Source organism: Lactococcus lactis, assembly GCF_029023865.1.
Lineage (GTDB): Bacteria > Bacillota > Bacilli > Lactobacillales > Streptococcaceae > Lactococcus > Lactococcus lactis.
This window is the reverse complement of sequence record NZ_CP118969.1, coordinates 1030993-1051821: the sequence shown is the minus strand read 5'-3', so window position 1 is coordinate 1051821 and position 20829 is coordinate 1030993. Positions and strand designations below refer to the sequence as shown.

At 36.6% G+C, this 20829-nt stretch carries 22 protein-coding genes; all 22 read right to left on the bottom strand.

From position 1 onward, the window contains the following. Position 1 precedes the first annotated feature (1 nt). The 22 genes from PYW37_RS05370 to PYW37_RS05265 all read right to left on the bottom strand — a co-directional run bounded on the left by PYW37_RS05370 (position 2) and on the right by PYW37_RS05265 (position 20735). Positions 2–4414, bottom strand: a complete 4413-nt coding sequence (locus PYW37_RS05370; RefSeq protein WP_232238893.1) for a phage tail protein — start codon at positions 4412–4414, stop codon at positions 2–4. Further along, entirely contained in the window at positions 4414–5949 is a 1536-nt protein-coding gene (locus tag PYW37_RS05365) for a distal tail protein Dit (protein ID WP_059232549.1), read from the bottom strand. The genes PYW37_RS05370 and PYW37_RS05365 overlap by 1 nt, the downstream gene beginning before the upstream one ends. Beyond that, positions 5949–9722 (bottom strand): tape measure protein, encoded by a 3774-nt coding sequence (locus PYW37_RS05360; RefSeq protein WP_025017200.1) that lies wholly within the window; start codon positions 9720–9722, stop codon positions 5949–5951. The genes PYW37_RS05365 and PYW37_RS05360 overlap by 1 nt, the downstream gene beginning before the upstream one ends. Positions 9723–9739: 17 nt before the next feature. Continuing rightward, positions 9740–9910: a hypothetical protein gene (locus PYW37_RS05355; RefSeq protein ID WP_021166226.1), complete on the bottom strand. Its 171-nt coding sequence runs from the start codon at positions 9908–9910 to the stop codon at positions 9740–9742. Between the two features lie 17 nt (positions 9911–9927). Continuing rightward, positions 9928–10272 carry a phage tail tube assembly chaperone gene (locus PYW37_RS05350; protein ID WP_021166227.1) on the bottom strand — a complete coding sequence of 115 codons (345 nt, stop codon included), beginning with the start codon at positions 10270–10272 and terminating at the stop codon, positions 9928–9930. 59 nt (positions 10273–10331) lie between these two features. Then, positions 10332–10937, bottom strand: coding sequence for a phage tail protein (locus tag PYW37_RS05345; RefSeq protein ID WP_025017201.1), 606 nt, complete (start codon positions 10935–10937; stop codon positions 10332–10334). 1 nt (position 10938) lies between these two features. Next, complete coding sequence (locus PYW37_RS05340; RefSeq protein WP_010905383.1) at positions 10939–11334, bottom strand: DUF806 family protein; 396 nt, start codon at positions 11332–11334, stop codon at positions 10939–10941. Beyond that, positions 11331–11813, bottom strand: a complete 483-nt coding sequence (locus tag PYW37_RS05335) for an HK97 gp10 family phage protein (RefSeq protein WP_232238894.1) — start codon at positions 11811–11813, stop codon at positions 11331–11333. Before PYW37_RS05335 ends, PYW37_RS05340 begins: the two co-directional genes overlap by 4 nt. Beyond that, the gene (locus tag PYW37_RS05330; RefSeq protein WP_025017203.1) at positions 11813–12148 is read right to left on the bottom strand and encodes a phage head closure protein; all 336 of its coding nucleotides are present in this window, start codon (positions 12146–12148) and stop codon (positions 11813–11815) included. Before PYW37_RS05330 ends, PYW37_RS05335 begins: the two co-directional genes overlap by 1 nt. Further along, positions 12135–12440 (bottom strand): head-tail connector protein, encoded by a 306-nt coding sequence (locus tag PYW37_RS05325; protein ID WP_025017204.1) that lies wholly within the window; start codon positions 12438–12440, stop codon positions 12135–12137. Before PYW37_RS05325 ends, PYW37_RS05330 begins: the two co-directional genes overlap by 14 nt. 10 nt (positions 12441–12450) lie before the next feature. Further along, positions 12451–13764, bottom strand: a complete 1314-nt coding sequence (locus tag PYW37_RS05320; RefSeq protein WP_025017205.1) for a phage major capsid protein — start codon at positions 13762–13764, stop codon at positions 12451–12453. Further along, positions 13754–14341, bottom strand: a complete 588-nt coding sequence (locus PYW37_RS05315) for an HK97 family phage prohead protease (RefSeq protein ID WP_025017206.1) — start codon at positions 14339–14341, stop codon at positions 13754–13756. Before PYW37_RS05315 ends, PYW37_RS05320 begins: the two co-directional genes overlap by 11 nt. Further along, positions 14341–15420, bottom strand: a complete 1080-nt coding sequence (locus PYW37_RS05310) for a phage portal protein (protein WP_025017207.1) — start codon at positions 15418–15420, stop codon at positions 14341–14343. Before PYW37_RS05310 ends, PYW37_RS05315 begins: the two co-directional genes overlap by 1 nt. Continuing rightward, positions 15417–15581, bottom strand: a complete 165-nt coding sequence (locus PYW37_RS05305; protein WP_032943695.1) for a hypothetical protein — start codon at positions 15579–15581, stop codon at positions 15417–15419. The genes PYW37_RS05310 and PYW37_RS05305 overlap by 4 nt, the downstream gene beginning before the upstream one ends. Before the next feature lie 8 nt (positions 15582–15589). Beyond that, positions 15590–17404: a terminase large subunit gene (locus PYW37_RS05300; protein WP_025017208.1), complete on the bottom strand. Its 1815-nt coding sequence runs from the start codon at positions 17402–17404 to the stop codon at positions 15590–15592. Further along, on the bottom strand, positions 17404–17799 hold the full coding sequence (locus PYW37_RS05295) for a phage terminase small subunit P27 family (protein WP_025017209.1): 396 nt from the start codon (positions 17797–17799) through the stop codon (positions 17404–17406). Before PYW37_RS05295 ends, PYW37_RS05300 begins: the two co-directional genes overlap by 1 nt. Before the next feature lie 157 nt (positions 17800–17956). Beyond that, positions 17957–18460: an HNH endonuclease gene (locus PYW37_RS05290; protein WP_025017210.1), complete on the bottom strand. Its 504-nt coding sequence runs from the start codon at positions 18458–18460 to the stop codon at positions 17957–17959. Positions 18461–18472: 12 nt separating this feature from the next. After that, the gene (locus PYW37_RS05285; RefSeq protein WP_025017211.1) at positions 18473–18679 is read right to left on the bottom strand and encodes a helix-turn-helix domain-containing protein; all 207 of its coding nucleotides are present in this window, start codon (positions 18677–18679) and stop codon (positions 18473–18475) included. Between the two features lie 231 nt (positions 18680–18910). Beyond that, entirely contained in the window at positions 18911–19333 is a 423-nt protein-coding gene (locus PYW37_RS05280; protein WP_010905372.1) for a RinA family protein, read from the bottom strand. Between the two features lie 246 nt (positions 19334–19579). Further along, entirely contained in the window at positions 19580–20044 is a 465-nt protein-coding gene (locus tag PYW37_RS05275) for a hypothetical protein (RefSeq protein WP_023189037.1), read from the bottom strand. Positions 20045–20280: 236 nt separating this feature from the next. Further along, entirely contained in the window at positions 20281–20496 is a 216-nt protein-coding gene (locus tag PYW37_RS05270) for a DUF1660 domain-containing protein (protein ID WP_044009685.1), read from the bottom strand. After that, positions 20493–20735 (bottom strand): hypothetical protein, encoded by a 243-nt coding sequence (locus PYW37_RS05265; protein ID WP_044009686.1) that lies wholly within the window; start codon positions 20733–20735, stop codon positions 20493–20495. The genes PYW37_RS05270 and PYW37_RS05265 overlap by 4 nt, the downstream gene beginning before the upstream one ends. Positions 20736–20829: the final 94 nt, after the last annotated feature.

Here is a 20829-nt window from a genome sequence, read left to right as displayed (position 1 = left end):
TTTATTCAACGTAATAACTAATATAAGCACCAAAATAAACAGAATCTCCGCCCCAGCGATAACACCTCACTTCTCCCGTGGAATTAATTGAAATTTGAGCGGTTGCACCAGCTCCCTGAGCAGTAGCAGGCATGGAAATATCGCTTGGAGGTCTAGCGTTTGTTGGAAGTATTCCCAAAAGCGTTCCGCCGCTCGTGACGACAGGGAACCTATCACCGTTACCACCGTGGATATTCATCGTAACTCGATTGTTTTCACGTTTCCACTCAGCTCTACGTCCACCGATATTTCCGATTTGAGTCCAGTTTACATCGGAGGACAACTTGACACCGGCTGGTGAGATACTCGCAGAAATTCCCGTGCTGTCAGTTAAGGACATGCCTTGAAAATTCGTACCGACTGATATTGTTCGTCCTGTTGAATTCTCGGTGTAAACCATGATAAGTCCTTGGGTGCTATCCAAACCAATAGAGTTTGTTGTGTTAACAGAGGAATCTGTTCGGGTAATTATTAAATGGTCCTTTTCAATATTCGTGCTCCCAGCAACGGTTCCATTTTTCCAACTCGTTTCAATAACTCCGTCTGTGAACTTCCCGTTTTTCACTTCTAAATCTGTACCATTGATTTTTTCTGCAGTGATAGAATTGGCATCGATGTTATTAGCACTTAGAAAGTTAATCATCCAGTGAGTTCCGTTGTAGTAATACTCCGTATTAGGCTTGATAACTGTTCCATCACTTGCGGTAAGGTCAGACGTACCTGAATATTTCCAAGTCAAGCCTTTGAATCGAGTCGTTGGTTCAGTATCAGATACAACTTTACCAGGATTACCGTCGCTTCCAGCAGGACCAGCAGGACCAGTGTTTCCCATTTTACCTACTGAATATCCTGTTTCAATGGTATTATCAGTATAAGCCCAAACAGTCTTAGTCCACAGATAACTACCTGCTGCAACTGTTGGAACTGTGGAAGTCCAACCAGTATTCGGTACTGTCGTTCCACTTGTTGAGCCTGCATATGTAATAGTCGTAGTTTTAATACCAACACCATCTTTACCAGCAATTCCGTCATGACCGTTGTTCCCGTCTTTAGAAATATAAGTGACTGAATAACCTGTTTCAGATGAGTTGTCCGTGTATGACCATACTGTTTTCGTCCAGAGATACTGACCTTTTATAAGACCTGGAACAGAACTTGTCCATCCAGTATTTGGTGCTGTTGTTCCATTTGTTGAAATAGCGTAAGTGATAACAGTGGTTTTTATTCCAACACCGTCCTTACCTGCTCTTCCGTCTTTACCATCTGCCCCATCTTTTCCGTCATTCCCTCGTATCAGACTCCAAGTGTAGTCAGATGGATTAGTGCTGTCAGCTTGCGTAAAGTCGGTGTACTGACCGATGTAACTAGGCCAGTCGGCAGTTGTGACTTCGCTAGCTGAGCGCATGTGTGGAGTGGCGGTTGAGCCTTCTTCCCACTTATGTCCAGCAGTCCATAAAATTGTATCTGGGGCTGAACCACTTATTTCGTATCTAGTGTGCATAACATCGCCAGCTTCCAAAGTTATACTAAAACTATCCCTTAACCAATCGAAGTTATTTCCTAGAAACTTGTTAGGCAAGAGAACATTTACACCATTTTTAAAAATAAGCCTATATATACCTGCCGTATCTCCTGAACTTTTAACATAAGCTGAAAATGTGTAAACACCATCTTTTGGAGCTGTAAATGTTTTATAAATACCGACCCATTGATTGGTTCGTTTTTTAACAGTTAAGCCTTTATACGTTCCATCAGTTACCCAACTACTTGCATTTGTCCAATTCCCACTAAAATCTTTAGTACCGTCTAACAAATTCAAATTCGGATAAACAGTTGTGAAACCGTCCGTACCGTCTGCGCTGTAAGACCATGCTGTGTGAAAATACGGTGTCTTACCGTCTGTCCCAGGTTTGCCCGGTGTCCCTTGCGTTCCATCCGCTCCTTTAACAAGCGTCCATGAGTAATCGCTCGGAGTGGTTGAATCATTGATGTTAAAATCAACATACATCCCGATATAGGCACGATTAGAATCAGAAGTTGAAAAGCCTGTTTTACCATCGGCACTATTTGCGTATGCGATATGTGTATATTGCGTTTTTCCGTCAGCACCTTTAGGTCCAGGAATCCCTTGACTTCCATCATTACCTTGAATACCTTGAATACCTCGGTCTCCCTTATCGCCCTTTTCACCGAATTTAGAAACTGAATAACCTGTCTCGCTGGTCTTATCCGTATAAGCCCAAACAGTCTTAGTCCATAGGTATTGCCCCGCTGGCACGTTAGGCACTTGGCTATTCCAACCGCTTGCTGGAGCAGTTGTTCCTGATGTTCCGACTGCGTAAGTGATTGTGGTTTTCTTAATTCCAGTACCATCTTTACCAGCAATTCCGTCATGACCGTTATTTCCGTCTTTCGCAATGTAAGAGACTGTATATCCCGATTCACTCGTTCCGTCTGAGTAATTCCAAACTGTTTTCGTCCAGAGATATTGCCCTTTGACTAAAGTAGGGACTTGTGAATTCCATCCAGCCGTTGGGGTAACTGTTCCGCTTGAAGATATAGTATATGTAACTGTGGTTGAACGTAGTCCAACACCGTCCTTACCTGCTCTCCCATCATTTCCAGTATCTCCCTTATCGCCTTTATCACCATAAACTGCTTTTTGTTCAATAACATCTTGCGTTAAAGGTGCTAAATTGAAAGTTGTTCGAGTGATAGACCAAAGATACTTATTAGTAGATGTTGTTGTAGGTTGAGAAGTTAACCAACCAGAATCAGTCCAATCTTGTGTGGGGATGCTTGAGGAAGTTGTTAATCGGTACTTCTGCTCAATATTTGTAATAGAACGTCCATCAGACCCTGCTGTTCCATCATCTACATTAGTGATGGTAACCGACTGACTAGCGACTACTTTACCCGCAACCGTCGCTTTAAAGCTATAAACTGCCTTATCCGCAACTCCGCTGGCATCAACTGTGATAGTCTGAGTTGGAGCGACAACTGTTCCATCTTTCGACCATTCGTAGCTATCTGCGGTTGCTTCTTTATCATCTGACCCAAAATAGATGTGAGCGCCTAATATAGTCGTTCCTGTTCCATTTTTAAATTGCAAGCCATTGGTAGAAGTGATATCAGGACGGTAAGGAGTATTAGCGTTGATAATTTCTTGCATTCTAGCAGTTAGATCATCAGATACTTCACTTTTCAGCTTGATGTAATTAGAAAACATAATTTTGTTACTTGTAGGATTAGTGAAACTTATTTCTAGTTCACTCACTCGTGCTGACAAGAATAATCCAACATTTCCATCTGAATCAATGAAATTCTTATCTTGAATTCTGACTGTATCTCCGATATGAAGCGGCATACCGTCTCCAGTACTTGAAACTGTCAAGTTACTTGTGGCTGTCACTTCATAAGTCACTAATGGATAAGCATATTGTTTCAACTGACTTAAAGCATAGCCCCACATTGCATTGACTGTTGCATATTCAGTCGATTCATTATTGTTGGTAAATATGTCACCGCTCGAAGATTGAAGCTGTGAGGGGAACATTTGAGCAGATAGCGGAGCTTTAGCATAACTTTCCCCTGCTCGTTTATAGAACTCTTCTTGCCCTTCTGAATTAGTGACTGACCAAGCAGAATTTTTCCAACTTAACCCATCTTTACCAGTGACATAAAGTGAATTAAATATCTGAGACTTTTCAACTTTTCGATTAACCCCTGTAACATTTTCTCCAAAGGATAAAAGCACATCATTTCTGTTTTGACCCACTCCTTGAACATCGCCACCATCATTTTTCTTGTAAATATTAAGTGTGATATTATCAAGCGTTCCATCTCTTTTTAATTTTGTGACAAATTCAAATTCGGCATCAAAGTTCTGAATGACTGAAATTAAACGAGCAAGTTTAGTATCTTCTGAATCATAATTAATGGTCCTTGTATAATTTTCAACCTGATTAATACCAAGTGAGATTTTTGCAAAATTGATTAGGCCTAATTGGTCAAAGTACCATTTAATGTTATGGCTCACTGTATTTTTTAAGGCTTTCACTTCTTCATTTCGCATTTCAAGGTTTAGGCTTAGACAATTGAAAGTGATTTTGTCATCATCTTCTTCGACAATGACAGAATCAAAAAGGAAATCCTCTCCCTCATACTGAAAGCTGAAATAAGCTCGTTCATTTAACAGTTGAACATAATCTTGAACCACTCCATTTTTTATTTTGTTTACAGTAAAGTCAAAAGTAGAGGTTCCCTGTGCTAAGTAGCGATGAAAATTATCATCTTTAAAATCGGGCGTTTCAGAGTCATCATTACTGAGAAAACCAACCCGTTTTAAAGTATGGTCATGAATCGAGATTAACATTATAAGATTCGCTCCTTCCACTTGATTTCAACTTTAGGCGGGCTTGTTGTGAAATTTGAATACACAATATCTAGCCTTTGGCTTGCTCCTGGAGGAATTGAAAAGAATTCTGAACCCGTGATATAGTCTGAGTTCGCCCCTAAGTCATTAACTGTGATTTTTGATTTTTCCATATCAACCTTTACTTCATCTTCTGGTTGGTACTTATTAGGAATATCGACAGTGTACTCATTGTTTAGATTCATGAGTTTAAATGATCTAAGACTTGTATCTGCTACCATTTGATAATATCGTCTTTTCCCGATCACGATATAAACATAAGCAAGTTTGGTAGATGCTGGCACATCATCCATGAGATAAGTTTCAGCCATCGCTCGCCAGTAGAAAGAAATCTTGTTACCTTGTTTAACAATAGCCTGTCCGCCATGACTTGCAGCAAAAAGTGGAGACCCATTTTTATCTGGTTTTCCAGTTGTCGCTGAAAATGTATGATTTTTGAAATGTTTTAATTTTTTATCTCCACCAATCCGCCAAAAGTTCAAACTTGCATTTTCACCAACGCCTCCTTTATAGATTTCAAAGCAAGCAAGAGGCTGTTTGTTTTCATCCGCAAAATGAATTTGAAATCGGCCGCATTGTTCAAGATTTTTCTGAATATATAGTGTATTGAAATTAGCATGCCAATCTTTAACATAATTACCCAAATCATCTTTAGGTACTTCATATCTTAAAACTCCTGCGTTCCAAAGCGAAGATTGTGCCATTGCTCCAATTCGAATTCCATCATCTTTCCAAGCAATCGTACTATTTAATGGCATACCATCAAGATTTGTTGGCCATGAAGTCGTCCAGCTTGTATCTGGAACAAAGTTAGTTTCAAAATCAGACTTAGTTTTAAAATCACAGACTAGCTTTTGACTTTTAGCGGTGGTTGTATCTGCTTCATCTGGATTACCAATTTCAAGGATTCCGTTTTGCCCAACAAAGGCTAAATAGCCTGTTTCAGATGTTGGAGTGACTTTAATTGTGGGATAGATAGGCAAGGTTCCATTGTTATTAATCAATACCGAAACTGAGTTATCAGCATTATTTATGATGGTTCCATTTTCTCCGCCTGAGTTATCATTATTCAATATTTTAGTATCGACTGATTCTGCGTAGCCGCTTGGAACTAAGAACGTGAGAGTGCCAAAAGCTTGATAAAAAGATGATTCGTCTAGCGTTGGTATGCCATCAGGCACTGCATACCAAACGCTATTTGGATCATCATCAAAAATTAAAACACATGGTTCATTTACATTTAATATTTCTCCTAGTGCTTTTCTAACAGATGTAAATCTATCTTTTTTTACATTAACTACAAAATTTATAGTTATGCTTTTTGAATTGATTGAATTTCGAAGAAAATCAGAGCCTAATTTAGATTTAGTTTGCAAGTTATTTGTCCAACCTGCTCCTATATTTCTTGTGATACCTGTGAATCCATCGACAATATTAGACAAATCAGTGCCATTGTAATAAATTTTAAACGCCATTAATTATTATTCCCCCAAAGCCAACTATTTTTATTTTCTTCATTTTTAAGAGCAGTATTCATATATTTTGCTAATAGATTTGTAGCCATTTTTCCGTCTATCATTGCATAGGCTATCAATGGATTATTTTTAATATCATCTAAAGATTCATATATTTTTGATAATAAATTGATAATAATTGAATTATCAATTTCATTATTTTGAACATGCTCACTATTCCCATTAATTCTTTGATTAGCTTCCGCAAGCAATTGATTTGCTCTTGCATTTTTTTCAACAGACAAAGGAATAACCATTTCTGGCTTATTTCCTTCGCCAATTTCATATAGTCCATGGCTACTAATTAATCCACCATTTTCATAGCCATGCCCATTTCCAAGGAATGACAAACTTGGGCCATAGGTTTTTTTAGCATAGTTAAGAGCAGCTAATAAGTTATCGTAACCATTAAAAATATCACCGTGACCAGGGAATTTATTGGCGTTGAAAGTTGAGGAAATTGTTTGCATCAACCCTTTAGCAAGGTCACCAGTGATATTGTTAATATCTCCGATGTTCCCTTGGACCGCTTTTTCATTACCACTTGACTCAGAAGCGATTTGGCGAAGCACACGGTCAATCATGTCTTGGCTAGTACTCAAGCCGTTAGCTGCAAGTGCTTCTTTAACTTGTCCAGCCCAACGTTGAACACCGGAACCAGATGGCGAACCTTGAGAACCGCCACCGTCATCTTCGTGTTTTTTCTTTAATGAACCAAGTAACTTTTTGATTGGGTCAACGATTGCATTGACAAATCCATTACCAAGAGCTGGTGCTATAGAAGTAACTAAAGGAGAACCACTAATACCTGATATAGCATTAGTCATGAAGTGAGTTAAAGTCTTAATAGGGTGCTTAATCATTTCTGTTAAGCCATCCCATTTATCTTTAACCCACGAACCAATAGAACTCAACCAATCTGGAGTGCCATTTTCAAAGTGAGGGATAGCGTGAGCGGGTACAACTGTTTCACCACCTTGGAAGTTTACAAGCCTGTTCCGACCTTCCAGTACATGCATTTGACCTGAATTGTCTATAACAGCTTCTTGGTAATGTTCGCCTGGTGCATCGTTAATTAATGCGACTCCTTTAGGTGCGCCTTTAGTACCGTTCGCCAGTTTAGGTATTTTACTAATTGCATTTTTAGAACCGCCGAATGTATGAATCACACCGTTAATTCCGCCGATACCGTTGTTTATTACATCTATAACTGAATTGATACCATTTTTTCCGAATTGGATTAAACCATCCCACATTCCTTTCCAAAAATCACTGACTTTAGTTTTAATTGTGTTGAATGTATCCCAAATCTTAGTACCGAAACCTTCGATACCTTTTTTGATAGAATCAACCTTTTTACCAAAGATAGACTCAACAAAACCCCATAAAGCATTCCATATCTTCTGGATATCCTTGCCGAGATTTCCCCATTTACCTGTAAAGAAATCAGTAAAAAGTTTTAAAACTGACTTAAAAACATCAATATATTTATTAAATACATTGCCAATCCAAGACCATGCACCATTCCATGCGTTTTTTATTCCGTTTAAAAGCGAGTTAAACACTTTAGAAAATGAGTTGACGAAGTTGTTGAAACCTTTAGAAACATCGTCCCATGTTTTCTTGAACCATTTAACAACACTACCAGCCCATTTTGAGACTGCTTTAGCTATACCATTGATGAAGTTTCGGAATTTCTTATTGTGCTTATATAGTTCTACAAATGCGGCGACTACGGCGACAATGCCTGTGATAATAAGAATAAATGGATTAGTTTTTAAAAAGTTAAAAGCGAGTTTCATTCCAGTGGCTGTTTTTTTGATTGAACTCCCAAAACCTAAAACTAATTTTTTAGCTTCTTTAAATTTTTCTACACCTTTTAAAACGCCTAATGTACCTTTTAATGCAATTTTAAGTCCTATAATTGCAAGAGCAATTTTCTTAACGTCTTTCGGATGTTTTGATGCCCAAGTCCCAAACTTCTCAAGCCACGGTATAACTGTTTTTAGAGTGTCGCCGATTAACTTAAATGCAGTACCGCCTAAATTTTTTACCATACCAAAAAAGTTTTTGATATCATTGGCATGTTTAGAAATAAAGTTCCCTAATTTTTCAATTTTATTAGCCAGTCCATTCGCAAAGTCTGCTAATGGATTTTTCGTTCCTTTAAAAACGGAGCTAAAAGCTTTAGAAATAGTTGTGACAGCTTTATTTGCACTATCTCCGATATGAGTAAACGCCTTTTCCGTTTCCTTTCCATCAAGAGATTTAGACATGTTTTTTAAGAAATTATTATTTGTTTTAAAGAAACCTTCTGTGATTTTTCCAGATAAACTTTGGTATTTTTCTTGCAAGTGACCAGAAAATCCGTCAAATGAAGTGAGGTAGTTTTCAAGCCCTTTAGGTTTAGCGGCACTCATGTTTTCAATTGTCTTTGATAAATCAGACATTGAAATTTTACCGTTGCTTGCTAATTCGTTGAGTTTATCGCGAGAGACACCCATTGTCGTGGATAATGTTTTAGCGAACCCAGGTAGCGTTTTTTCCATTTTGGTAATTGAACCAGAAGTAATTTCACCACTTGCATTCATTTGAGTAAACTTAGTGATAATGTTTTGCATTGAATCATCAGATTTACCAGTTGCACGACCTAAATTAACAAAAGCGTCAGATAATTTTTTAGCGCCATCAGCCGAACCTGTTAATCCATAAGTTTTTTTAGTTAAAAGACTTAATGTATCAATGGAATATCCTGATTCTTCTCGCAAATTTTTGATATTATCAACTAAAGAATCATTCAGTTTTTGATTACCATTTGTAAAATTATTCAAAGAAACCGATAAATTCTGCATTTCTTTGTTATACTCTACGCCAGCTTCTAACGCACCAGTAAATTTGCTCTTAATATCACCAATCGCACCGATTACACCGGTAGCTAAGATGTTCCCTAAAAAGACATCTTTAAAATGGCTATGTGTACGGTCTAATAAACCATTAAGACTTCTAAGCTGACTCTTTACTTTACCTATACCTTCTGTACGAGGTTTTATTTCAGTGCCATTGAGCCTTTTTATATCTCGAGTAGCTTCTGAAACCTTTGTGGACATTTGCGCCACACGAACTTCTTGAAGTCTATAAGCCTTAGAGTTCTTATCGCCTGATTCCCCTAGTTTTTCCAATTCGGTTTTTTGAATCTTTAAAATTTGAGAATATTTTTCTTGAGCTGACTTTAATCCATCAATTTTGGCTTTGTTGGCTTCTTCAGTTTTTCCTTCCGCTTCGAGTTGCTTTACCCGTTCTTCCGTAAGCTTGTTAGAATGTTGAACTTCCTCGTTAAGTTTTGCAAGTCCTGATTTTTGGTACTCATAAGCTTGTTTTGCTTTATCTTGTTGACCGTTTAGGGCGGTTAACTTAACTTCTGCTTGAGTAATTTGTGAAGCATATTTTTGATAAGCTTTCTCTCCATCAGAAGTAGAACGGTTAACTTCTGATTGCTCTTGTTTTAGCCGCTCAAGCACTGATTTTTGTTTACTTAAAGAATCAGACAAACCCTCATACTTAGCTTTAGAAGCACCTAGAGTATCTCCTGACAGCTTCATTTGAGATTCCATCTGTTTCCAAGCATTGGTGCTATCTTTAACTGAATTTTTAAGGCTTTCAATACTGGTTACTGCATTAGTAGTATTAACTCCGATATTAGTGGCCAAAGTCCCAGCTATTTTTTCTTTTGCCATATATTCCTCCTTTCTTTTTAAATTAACGAATTCCATTGAGCAGCTAAATCCTCAGCTGACATCATTTTGTTATCAGGATTTGCGCTCATGACATCAAGCAATTCCTCATATTCCTGTTCTCCAATTGTGCTTAAATCCCAATGAAGATTTTGAATCACATCTTTTTCGAATAGCTGTAATTCTAACAAGTGATTATGATTGCTGATTATTCGCTCTCTTGGGCTAAACCCACTTCGCCATTTTCTTTGGCTTTTTTGATGTCCGAATCAGAAGCACCTTGCAATTTTGCAACAATATAAGAAACAACTTCCATCAACTCTTCCATTTCAAGTTCTTCAAGTTCTTCTTTTTCTTTTTTGCTGAGTTTAGCGATATCAGAGACAAATTCGATAATTGAATCAAGATAATCTAAGACTAGTTCATCGTTTCCTTCACTAATTTTTTCTTCTGCTTCGGCCATGTTTTTGGCAAATTTATAACTCTTCTTGAGATTTTTAATTGAAGCTTTGACTTCAACGGTTTTTTTAAGTTGTTTGATTTTAATTTCCATGTTTTTCTCCAATATTTTATAAATAAAAAAGCGGGATGTAATCATCCCGCACTGTTTAATTAAACTCCTAGTCCACTAGCAGCATATCCTCCCATAACTTCTTTTAGCATTGCCGCTTTATCGAATCCAGAATCTGCAGAATTGAAAGTTTTCATTCCTTGATTATTCCATGCCGCAAAAGCCAGTGATTGATAAGTCAATGCATCTTCAACTCGGTTTTGCGCTGTATGGTCAGTTTGAATGTTCAATGCAGTTTCAGTCATTTGCCCATTACCGAATGCGTAAAAAATTGAATGTGAACGATCAATTAACTCTGACTCAATAATCAAAGCAACTTGTGGCAAATCTTGTGATTGAACGTATCCGCCTTTTTTGTCGCTTACTTCTCCTTTAATTTTAGCTTTAATATCAAAAGGAAGATTGTTCCAAACTGCAGCGACTTGCGGAAATGATTTTGAACTCACTACATCAACAAGACCGTTGTCTCCAAATTTTTGAGTACCAGCAGCTGCAATATTAGTGATATTTGCAGAAGCTGTACCTAAATCTTTCGGATTTGACATATAAAGTCCATCTGTTGTTAGCCCTTCAGGACCTGCAATAATTTTGCCTGTTTTTTTATCAATTAATCCAAGATAAGTTTTTTTTAAACCTACAATTGTCATTTTATTCTCCTTTTAATTCATTAATTTCCACAATTTTTTCAACTGTGATATTTTTTTTAGTTTGTTGTTTTGTTGTATTGGTACTAACGTCTAGGTAATGTGGTTCACTTGAAATTGTTAACCACCCGCTATCTTTTAGTTTCTCCATCAATTCTATTTCTGCAAGAAGCATACTTTCAGAGAGATTAAATCCGTAGAAAATTTGGATAGTAACTGCCAGAACAACGCTATTAAAGGTTCCGTCCCCATAGTTTGTAATATCTGATTTAAACTCTGTCAGTAAAACTTGAGTATTGTCTAAATCATTAACATGTTCTTTGGGAATAAAATTTTCAAATACTAACCAAGAGGGGCGGAAAGCACCTACTATTTGCGAAACTTCTTGTGTTGGTCTCATTCTGCCCCTTTCTTTTTGAGTATTTCTGAAAAAACTTCTTCTTCCGCTGAAAACATGGCAACTTGAGCTTCCATGCTATCACGATAAGTAGAAACAAAAGGGTCAGATGTGATTGCAACTTGACCCCCTTTTCTATATTTCGTTCCTTTTTTGGAATACATCGGAAAACGTGTGCCGTTTTCAATCAGATGACCTACCCTTGATTTGGTGTAATCCCAACCAACGGTAGAATTTCCATCTTTAATACCATCAATATTAGTGTTCTGAACCAAAATACTATCGGCTAGATGTGGATTTTTCCCAGTTTTACGAATACGATAATGCTTATCTTTAGTGACTTTTTCAAGTCCTCTAGCGAATGCATTTGCACCAGCCTTGGTTATTTTCGCTTTATCTTCAACCGTTAGAGATGTACTGACAGATTCTGCTTCTTCAATTAAGCTATTCATGATTTCTTCAAAATTAAGTTCTTGACCCATCATGAACTCCTTTTCAACGTCAAATAGTCGTACCTGATAATGTTACTTGTTTCATCAGGCGAATAATTGACGATATCATATTGGACATTATCAATCACAGCAGCCTTTAATTTTTCTGCTGATGAATTGTGTCGTATGATAATCGTACGTGAGTTTTCAAGAGCAGTTCCTTGGAGTTGGTATGATTGACTCAACGTTCTTGTTTTAGATGCAAACCAAACATTTATTTTCGGAACAAAACCGCCATAACCAGCACCAGTATATTCATTTGTTTCAGTTTTAACATCTCCTAGTTGAACTTTTTTGTTAAAGTCAGCTAGATTAAGTTGTGCCATTCAGCACCTCACACATTCTAGCTCTTATTTGATTAATCATAATCTGAATACCCATACCGTAACCATCAGATAAATCTCTACTGAAATATAGACGGGTTGCAAGAGCTGAAACAGCTCTATTGTACTGGTCGGGTAAATTATCCATGATTTGCTCATCAGTAACTGAATCAGAAATAGAACCACGAATTAAGGCACTTGCATCATGAATAAGTCTATTCATAGTTGCAATTTCATCATAGTTTGAATCAATATGATTTTCATCAAGTAATTCTTGTGCTGTAATTAGTGCCATAATTCACTCCTTATACTGCTGTAGATTGAACAGCTTTTACTTCTTTTAGCTTACCTGTCAAGTTAACAATTAAGTCTTTACGAGCTTGTACAACGTTTTGACGCAAGAAGATGCCTAATTGTTTATACCAGATATCATAAGTATCTTGGAATTGACCAGTAATTTCAGTAAGTTTAAAGTTGATTACTGCTTTTTTGAGCGGAGCAACAATGATATTTACATCCCCTGCACTAGCACTAGGGAACAATTTATCATCAACGATAACAACTGTTTTCCCAAGCAAAGTATAACCAGTTGCTGCGGTAACGTTTGGTTGCAACAAAGGACGACCCATTGCATCAGTAGCCGTATCAAAGAGGTTATAGGCAGATTGTGACATAACAATCGAAGCAGCTGCAGAATCTTGAGGTTTTAAAGTAACGTTCAGAGCTTTCTTAATATCTCCAAGTAAGTCAGTAGAGGAAGTTTTTTTAACTCCATCAGTCAAAGCTGTAATGATAAGAGAATCATCAGTATTATCACGAAGCTCAGTCAATCGTGATTGAAGTTCAGCTTGCCAATCATAAGACGAATCAGAAATCAATTCTTGAGAGAATACGTAGCCTCCTGTATATGTTTTCAAGTCCCAAAGAATAGGCGTAATAACTGGAGTTGCATTTTTAGTTGTTTGACCATACTCTGTGTGAGCAGTCAATAGGTCAGTAGAGTTATTAAAAATTGGAAGCTTACCAGTTGATGTAGTTACTGATTCGGTTCGAACCAATGAGCCAAGCCGCGGGAATTGATGCACTTCTTTTTCTGGAGTGAGAATTGTTTCAGGAATAATTACTTTCCCATCTTTCAAAGCAATACCTGTAACATCACGAACTTCACCAGTTTTTAAATAATCAGCAAAAGCAGTCACTTTTTTATCTGCGATTTCGCCACCAACTTTTAATTTCATATCTTGCAATCCTCCTGCATCTCTTTTTTCTTCATCTTTGACAGTATTTTTATCTTTTTCTGCTTCTGATTTTGTTTCAGTTTTAGTTTTTTCTGGATCATCTTCTTCGTTATCTGCTGAATTTTCTTCTAATTCAGGAGCAACCAAATCAGAATCATCTCTTTTTTCTTCAACTTTTAATGCTGAAGCTTGCTCCAAAACTTCAATATTAGAGCGAATTTCTTTGATTTCATCTTCTTTTTCTTTGATTTCTGTCATTCCAGCTTTGACTTCATCAATTGTTTTGTCTTCTGACTCAGTAAAGCTTCGAATTTCAGCTTTTTTGGTATTAAGTTCAGCAGTTTTAGTCGCTAAATCTTTTTTTAATTTTTCAATTTTCATTGAGTCCTCCTAGGTAGATTTTTACCTTTTCTTTATATTTTCTCGTTCGTTCCGACAAAAAAGCGTCCATTGAACGAGTAACTTGGACGCTTGTATCATCATAAGCTGGTCTGCTTACAACACTTATTTCACTCAACGTTTGAAGTTGATTAATAATTCTTATTGGACTATCTGCTCCTTGTTGCCATGAATCACCACCGTCCGCAACAGAGAATCCAAAACTCATACCTTTAAGGTTCCCAGCCTTAATATTGTTATAAACGTCATGGCCAACTGTTGTATCTGGCATATCCAAAACAAAATGCAATCCGACTTTATCAATGCTTAACTTTAAAGTTCCTGCATCAACTCTGCCTAGCACATTGGCGTAATCATGGTTATATAAAGCTAATACATCGCTTAAATCGACATTATCAAGTGCCGTCGGAGCGATATATTCAATAAATGGAGCCATTGCAGTGCTAGGAGTATTGAATTTAATGGCATACCCTGCAATTTGCCCAATAAAATCATTATTTGTAGGGCTCCTCGTCTCTAACTCTGTTGAATCAAAATAACGATATTCGATGTTTTCCACTAAATAATCCCCTTGCTTTCTAATAAAGTCTTTGCTTCTGTTGGCTCAATAATCCCTTCTTTTACCCAGTTCAATATATCTGCTTTAAACACAGAATTTGAATAGTCGGTAATGGGAGACATATCAACGCCAATCGATGAATCGCATTTGATTCTCAGTTCTGAAATTAAAGGCTCAATGAATCGGTTTAAAGCATTAACATAAAGGTCCTTAATTTGGTCAAGACTCGACTGTTGGTCTCCTGTTCCGTTTAAATAACTGTCAGATACTCCGAAAGCTTTGGCAATTTGAGTTCTTCCCCAATTCATTGAATTAAGGTAATTAGCAACATCGGCATTTATGGATACTGTAGAAAAATCAGCTGATTGATCCAGAACCATGACACGTCCTGAATTATTTCCTCCGTTTGTTTTTTCGAACTCATTTCTTATAGAGTCTTTAGCTTCAGGAGATAAGGTGCCTTGCGGAACTTTGACAACACTTGTAGGATTAAGCGCCCCTTTTAAAGTTGATAGAGAAAGTCTATGTGCTTCTTTCTGTTGTCCTATTTCGCTTGTAAGAGATTCTAGTGGAGAATGACCAACCAAGTTATGGAGTGTATCGACACCATAAGCCATGATTTTTACATGTATCATTTCACTGGCGTTATATTTAGCACTTGGATAATCATCAAATTGATTAACTTCGTAAGTCAATGTATTATCGGTCAAATCTATTGTTATGGCGTTACTAGGAATTAACCTCAACTCTTTCATCAAGCTATTATCACCTTTTAAAATGGCTAGAAATACATTCCCGTTAAGCAAAAGATTTAATATAGCTGTTTGCCAGAAACTAAAAGCATTTGTAAAGTGGCTTGGATTGTTTAGAACGCTCGTGAACACTTGATTACCAGTAAATCTTGTACCTGCGATATCCGAGCTAATTAAACTAGTTACTGCATATAAATCGCTATTTTTTAGTGCTTCTGTTGCATCAACAAGCGAATTAGGAACAATCGAACCATTTTGAACCATAAAAGGGTAATAATTATTAGGTGTAATTGAGCTTCTACGTTCAAAAGGGTTTAAAATACTCATGTATGTCCTCCTTTATTTGAATACATATAAGCTAGGGCAAATAACAATAGCCCTGAAACAATTAGTCCTAACAGAACATTAATAATGAATACACCAACCGATACAAATAAAAAACCAACGAAAACAAGTAGCGCTGGTAAGTATGTAATTAAATTTTTCATTTTCCTCCTTAAAAACTAAATCCATTAATAAAGTAGTCGCTGATTTCTTCGTCATTCATATTTCCGAAAGGCGAATTTGTTTTCTTTTCTTCTACATTTGTAAAATCATTAAAATAAAACTGTCCTTCATAAAGTGCATTGACAATAGCATCAGCAGCATCTATTTTTTGAGAATTGACATTTTTATCAAGCTTAATCCCATTATTATCAGAAACAGTAACTGCATTGACTAGGCCTTGAATTAACGCTTGGTCATCAAGCATTGTAATATTATGCTTAATAAACGAAGACTGTAAGAATTTAGTAGGCTCATTAAGTGACTTAATCCCTTGTCTTACTGGAATCAGAAGATATTCTTCTTTGACTTCATCCAGTCGTCTAATGAAATTTCCCGTTCCCCACTGGTCATACAAAATAGCTTTTACTTTTAACTCGTTTTTTTCTATGAAATTAAGCATCCAATTAAAAACTTCATCTTCATCAATCAGTCCAAAACGGTCTCTAGTTATAGTTGCGAATCCTTTTTCTTGAACCGCACGATAATCAATGTTATCTCTTTGTTCCTTGGCTTCAATAGAACCAGCTTTCGCAATAGGTATCCAGCTGTGTTGGTACAAATGAAATTTACTTCCACTATGAGGAAATACAAAAGCTAATGAGGTATCATCGTTTGTTTGCGAGTAGTCAAAACCAATAAAGACATCACGGCCGAAGTAATCAAACTCATCTACAATGGCATCTTGAACCAAATCTAATGGCAAATAAGCGTTCTTTTTTGCGTTCTGCCATAAGTTCATATTCTTAACGTAAAAGTCACGTATGCGCCCTTGAGAGTTTAATGAATCACGTTCGGTAATCATCCCCTCTGTAAGGTTCTTGCGCATAGACTCTATTTCCATTAATGGATTTGACTTAGGCCATGTTTCAATTAGATAAGCTTCATCTTCGCTATCTTGTTCCCATATAAGAACTAAATCTTTTTCAGAACTACTCCAATCACCAGATTCAAGCATTTTAGAATACCGCTTATAATCTTCAAACATCGGAACAGTCGGGTCAACTCCAGCTGTTGAAATAAAAAACATCTGAGCTAATGGATTATTAACCATACCAGATGTCATTGAGCTAATAAAATCACGTTGTTTTTGACCAAATAAATGATATTCATCAACGATACCAGTAGTATAATGGTCAGAATCCGCTGGACTTCCTTGAGCAGAAAGTTTTTTCATTACCGCAGACTGCTTTTTTATCTCCATAACTTGAGAATTATCGTTGATATCTAAAGCTTTAGCAAGCTTTTTAAACACACCATCTTTCAATTGAATCCAATTGAACCTCATATAATTAAATAAGTTATGAGTGTGAGCAATATCTATTGAACTTACTGCAAGCTGTCTATTGATTTTAGGAGAACCAAATAAGAAATTATAGAGCGCATAAGTTGCAAGTACTTGAGTCTTACCATTTGTCCGAGCCATTGAAATAAAGATTGTTTTAAATCTCATTCCTTTTGTCTCTGGATTACGCCACCCTTGAACAGAAGCTAGAATAAACTTTTGATAAGGTGATGCTTCAAATGGTTCGCCACTCGTTACATCTTTCAGGAGTGTTGAAAATTCTACAATTTTCTTAGCTTGTTCTGAATCATAGATATAAATGAATGCATCATCTTTATCAATTCTCCTTAAATCATTAATGTGGCGTTTACAGGCTTGCTTTATTTTTTCCCCTGATATTATAGTGCCGTTAAGTACAGCAATTGCATAAGATAAAGCTGGATCATCTGGATAACGTTCTGTTAAATCTTTATAGTTATCCATTAACCACCACCAAACTTAGAAGTCCAATCAATTTCTTCTTCATCTTCACCATCTGCTAAATTCAATAAATCGCTTCGGCTTTTAGGAGTCATCCCCAAAGAATCACAAGCTGCTTTGATGTTTTTGCTCGCTCTATCAATATCTGCAACTGCTGTGTTAGATTTAATTAGTCCGTTTTCTGTGAAGTATTGTGTCCCGTTTTCTTTGATAGAATCATAGGAGTCTCTGAAAATCTGATAATTTACACATAACGATTCTATTAACGTTCTATCTAAATCATTCACAGAAAGTTGCTTGTTTAGAATTGGCACAACTCTTTGCCACATATATCGTGCTTTCCCGCCAAGGTAAGTTGGAGGGCTTTCTGATATTTTTTTAATTTCTTTAATACTCATATTTCCTCCTTTTTACTACATAACTTTTCGGGGTCAATTATCTTTGTGAACGTTGCGGTTGAGCGATTTCGTTTCAGAAAAAAAGTTTTCAAAAATCACTTTTTTTGAAAGGGAGCCACCATTGGTATACGGTATTCCTAAAAGCGATGACGGGGGGCTATTTTTTATTTTTTAAAACTTTTTTCCACCAATCTCGCCCAACATTTTTTAATTGCTGGTCGGATAACTTATTTTCTATTGCAGTTTTTTTATTGTGCTGCGATTTAGTTAGAAGCCATAAATTGTCAGTATTATATTGTTCCATTCCTGAAAGCAATCGTCTTGGTATGATGTGGTCGGCTATCAGGTCGCCCTTGTCCCATACCTTACCTTCAATCGCATCAACATAACCATCTCTTGCCTTGACGTACTCAGATACTTTAGACCAACGTTTGTCTTGATAGAATCCATTGTGTAATTCCTTTCGCCTTGTCTGGTCATACTCTCTGTTCTGTTCAGCTTGGTTACGTTGTCCTCTTAAAGTTAGAGATGCCTTAGCTTTACTCTCTGCCCGTTGAATGATGTAATTGCCTAGGCGTTCATCGTAATGCTTCTGGCAGTAATTGTGTTTAAGGGGTATCAATTCACGACACCCTACATTTGCACAGCGGTGTAACCTCATATAGTCATCCCTTCAACCAATACCAAGAAGCTGGCTAATAGTTACTCCTAAAGCTTCAGATATAGATTTTAGTTCATTAATCTTAGGAGTCCGTTTGCCATTTTCCCATGCCGATATAGTCGACTTAGCTTTACCTAACCTCTTACCAAGTTCTTCCATAGACATAGACTTTGCTTTCCTAAACTGTTTAATATTTTCGGCAAAGGTTATATCTTCCATCTTATTCCTCCAACAATAAAAGGCTGCCCACTGGACAACCTGTAATAAAATATAATAGCAAGTCAGGGAGTCGAACCCTAACAAGCTTATGAAGCAAATTCAACCTTACTTTTCCGAAATTTGTGCTTTTGCCTTTTACTTCATAATACAAGTATATCAGCAAAAATAAGGAGCAACACTCCAATTTCGTGCCTTTTTCGTGTCGTTTTTATCCCAATTTGACCCATGCCTTCAAATGAAATAGCCAATATGAGGGTTTATATCTTTTCTGAATCGATAGTAAATAAACTTCGCTTTCTTTTCTGAAATCTCAATACCTTCATTATCAAGTTCCATCATTACTCTGTACCATGTAAAGCCACCGTAACCACAGTGTTTTAGCTTGATTATTTCTTTTTCCTCCTTGATTAAAGGTTCGTACCACAAGCTGAATTGGTACATCAGGTCTTTGAGTTTGATGTATTCCTCATCATTTTCAAGTGCTTCTTTATTTAAGACGTGACTTTCAGGTTCCGAACCACCAGAATAGGCTGTGCGAATGCCTAAGTTATCTACTTTTTGTTTATAAAGATATCTGCTTTCAATTGATTTTATTCTGGCTTCAAGTCTGCCATTAACGTAATCTCCAATAATTCTATCTAACTTATCTGCCATTCATCAAATTCTCCTTTTGTGGTATAATTAAGTTAGAAAACTTCTTGCCGAAGCCCATTGCAGTGGGCTTTTTTGTTTAATTAATTAATTTAAAATATAACGAGATTAGAAACGCAATCCCAAATAATATATTAAAGGTTGCAGTCCCGATACTTATTGGACTTCTTGGCTTTCCAATTGCGTAAGGTGTAATGAACAGGCCGATAATCATTAGTAACACGTAGGCTATAATAATTATATTTGCAATCATTTCTTTTCTCCTTTAATCCCTGCGTCAGTAACAATAAATGTATCGTTATCTCCCATATAGACTGAAATCTTATTTCCGGTTTTATTATCGGTTAAATCAACTTTACGACCAGACATTTTATAAGAAAATGAACCTGTATATTCATAAAATACATCTCCCTTATAATCTTTAATAATGATAGTACGCTGTTGATTCATATCATATTCAATTTTGAGATTCTTCTTGGCCATGTTATATGACGATGAATTAGTATAATTATGATAATATGATGAACCGGATAGTCCAACTAAAGTTAACGCTACTAAAGCTACTAAAACAAAAACTCCATAAGCGACATTATTTTTTCTATTTTCGCGTAATACTGAACCTAGAATAAACAATCCTAAACCTAGTAATACTCCGATTACCCAAATAATTGTCCAGATAATCCATGACGTTGGTGTTGGTGTGATATAAAACATTTTATTTTTCCTCCAGTTGAGTTTAGCGAGTTCCTAGCTCAGTATGATATAATTTGTTAGACCATAAAAATATAAACGTTAGAATTCACAATTTCGCTCGAACCTGGTCAGTTCGGGTATTTTTATTTTGGTATAAATTGTTGTTCTGTGTGCTATAATATTTAAGACCGAAAATAAAAATCGCAATATTGTTCAGTATTTCGCTCAAGCTTGGTCAGCTTGGGCTTTTTTTGCGTTCAATCCATATGTTTATCAAGCCATTTTTCAGGGAACACGTTCTCAGACTCGTCAAGGTCTGAGCGGTTGATAAAATAGGGGTTTTTCGTCGCAAATGTTGCATTTACAACCTTACCGCATCTTTCACACCTTTCTTTATACCTTTGGTACTCTCCATTGCTTAAAGTTCCTAGATATACCCACTTATGCCCGAACAGCTTACACATTAGTTTCATTGGTTGTCCTCCTCAAATACTGATTGCAAATATTCATCTGAATACGGACACCAACCTTCGTCATCAGTCATTTGTCTTTTAAGTTGTTTCCAGTTTGAAAACTGACCAATAATAGAATCGTGGTCTCCACACATTTCACAATAAACTTCAACTTCTCTTAATTCTTCTTCCGGAGTATCTTCTGACATCAGATGAAATCCTCCGCCCAAATGGTCTTCAATTACCCAGTATTTTTTCATTCAATCCCTCCCCACCAGTCATTGACCAGAGATATTAGTTTGTCGGTCATTTTTCGCACTCGTCTTCCCAGTAACAGTCATCACAGAGATAGTA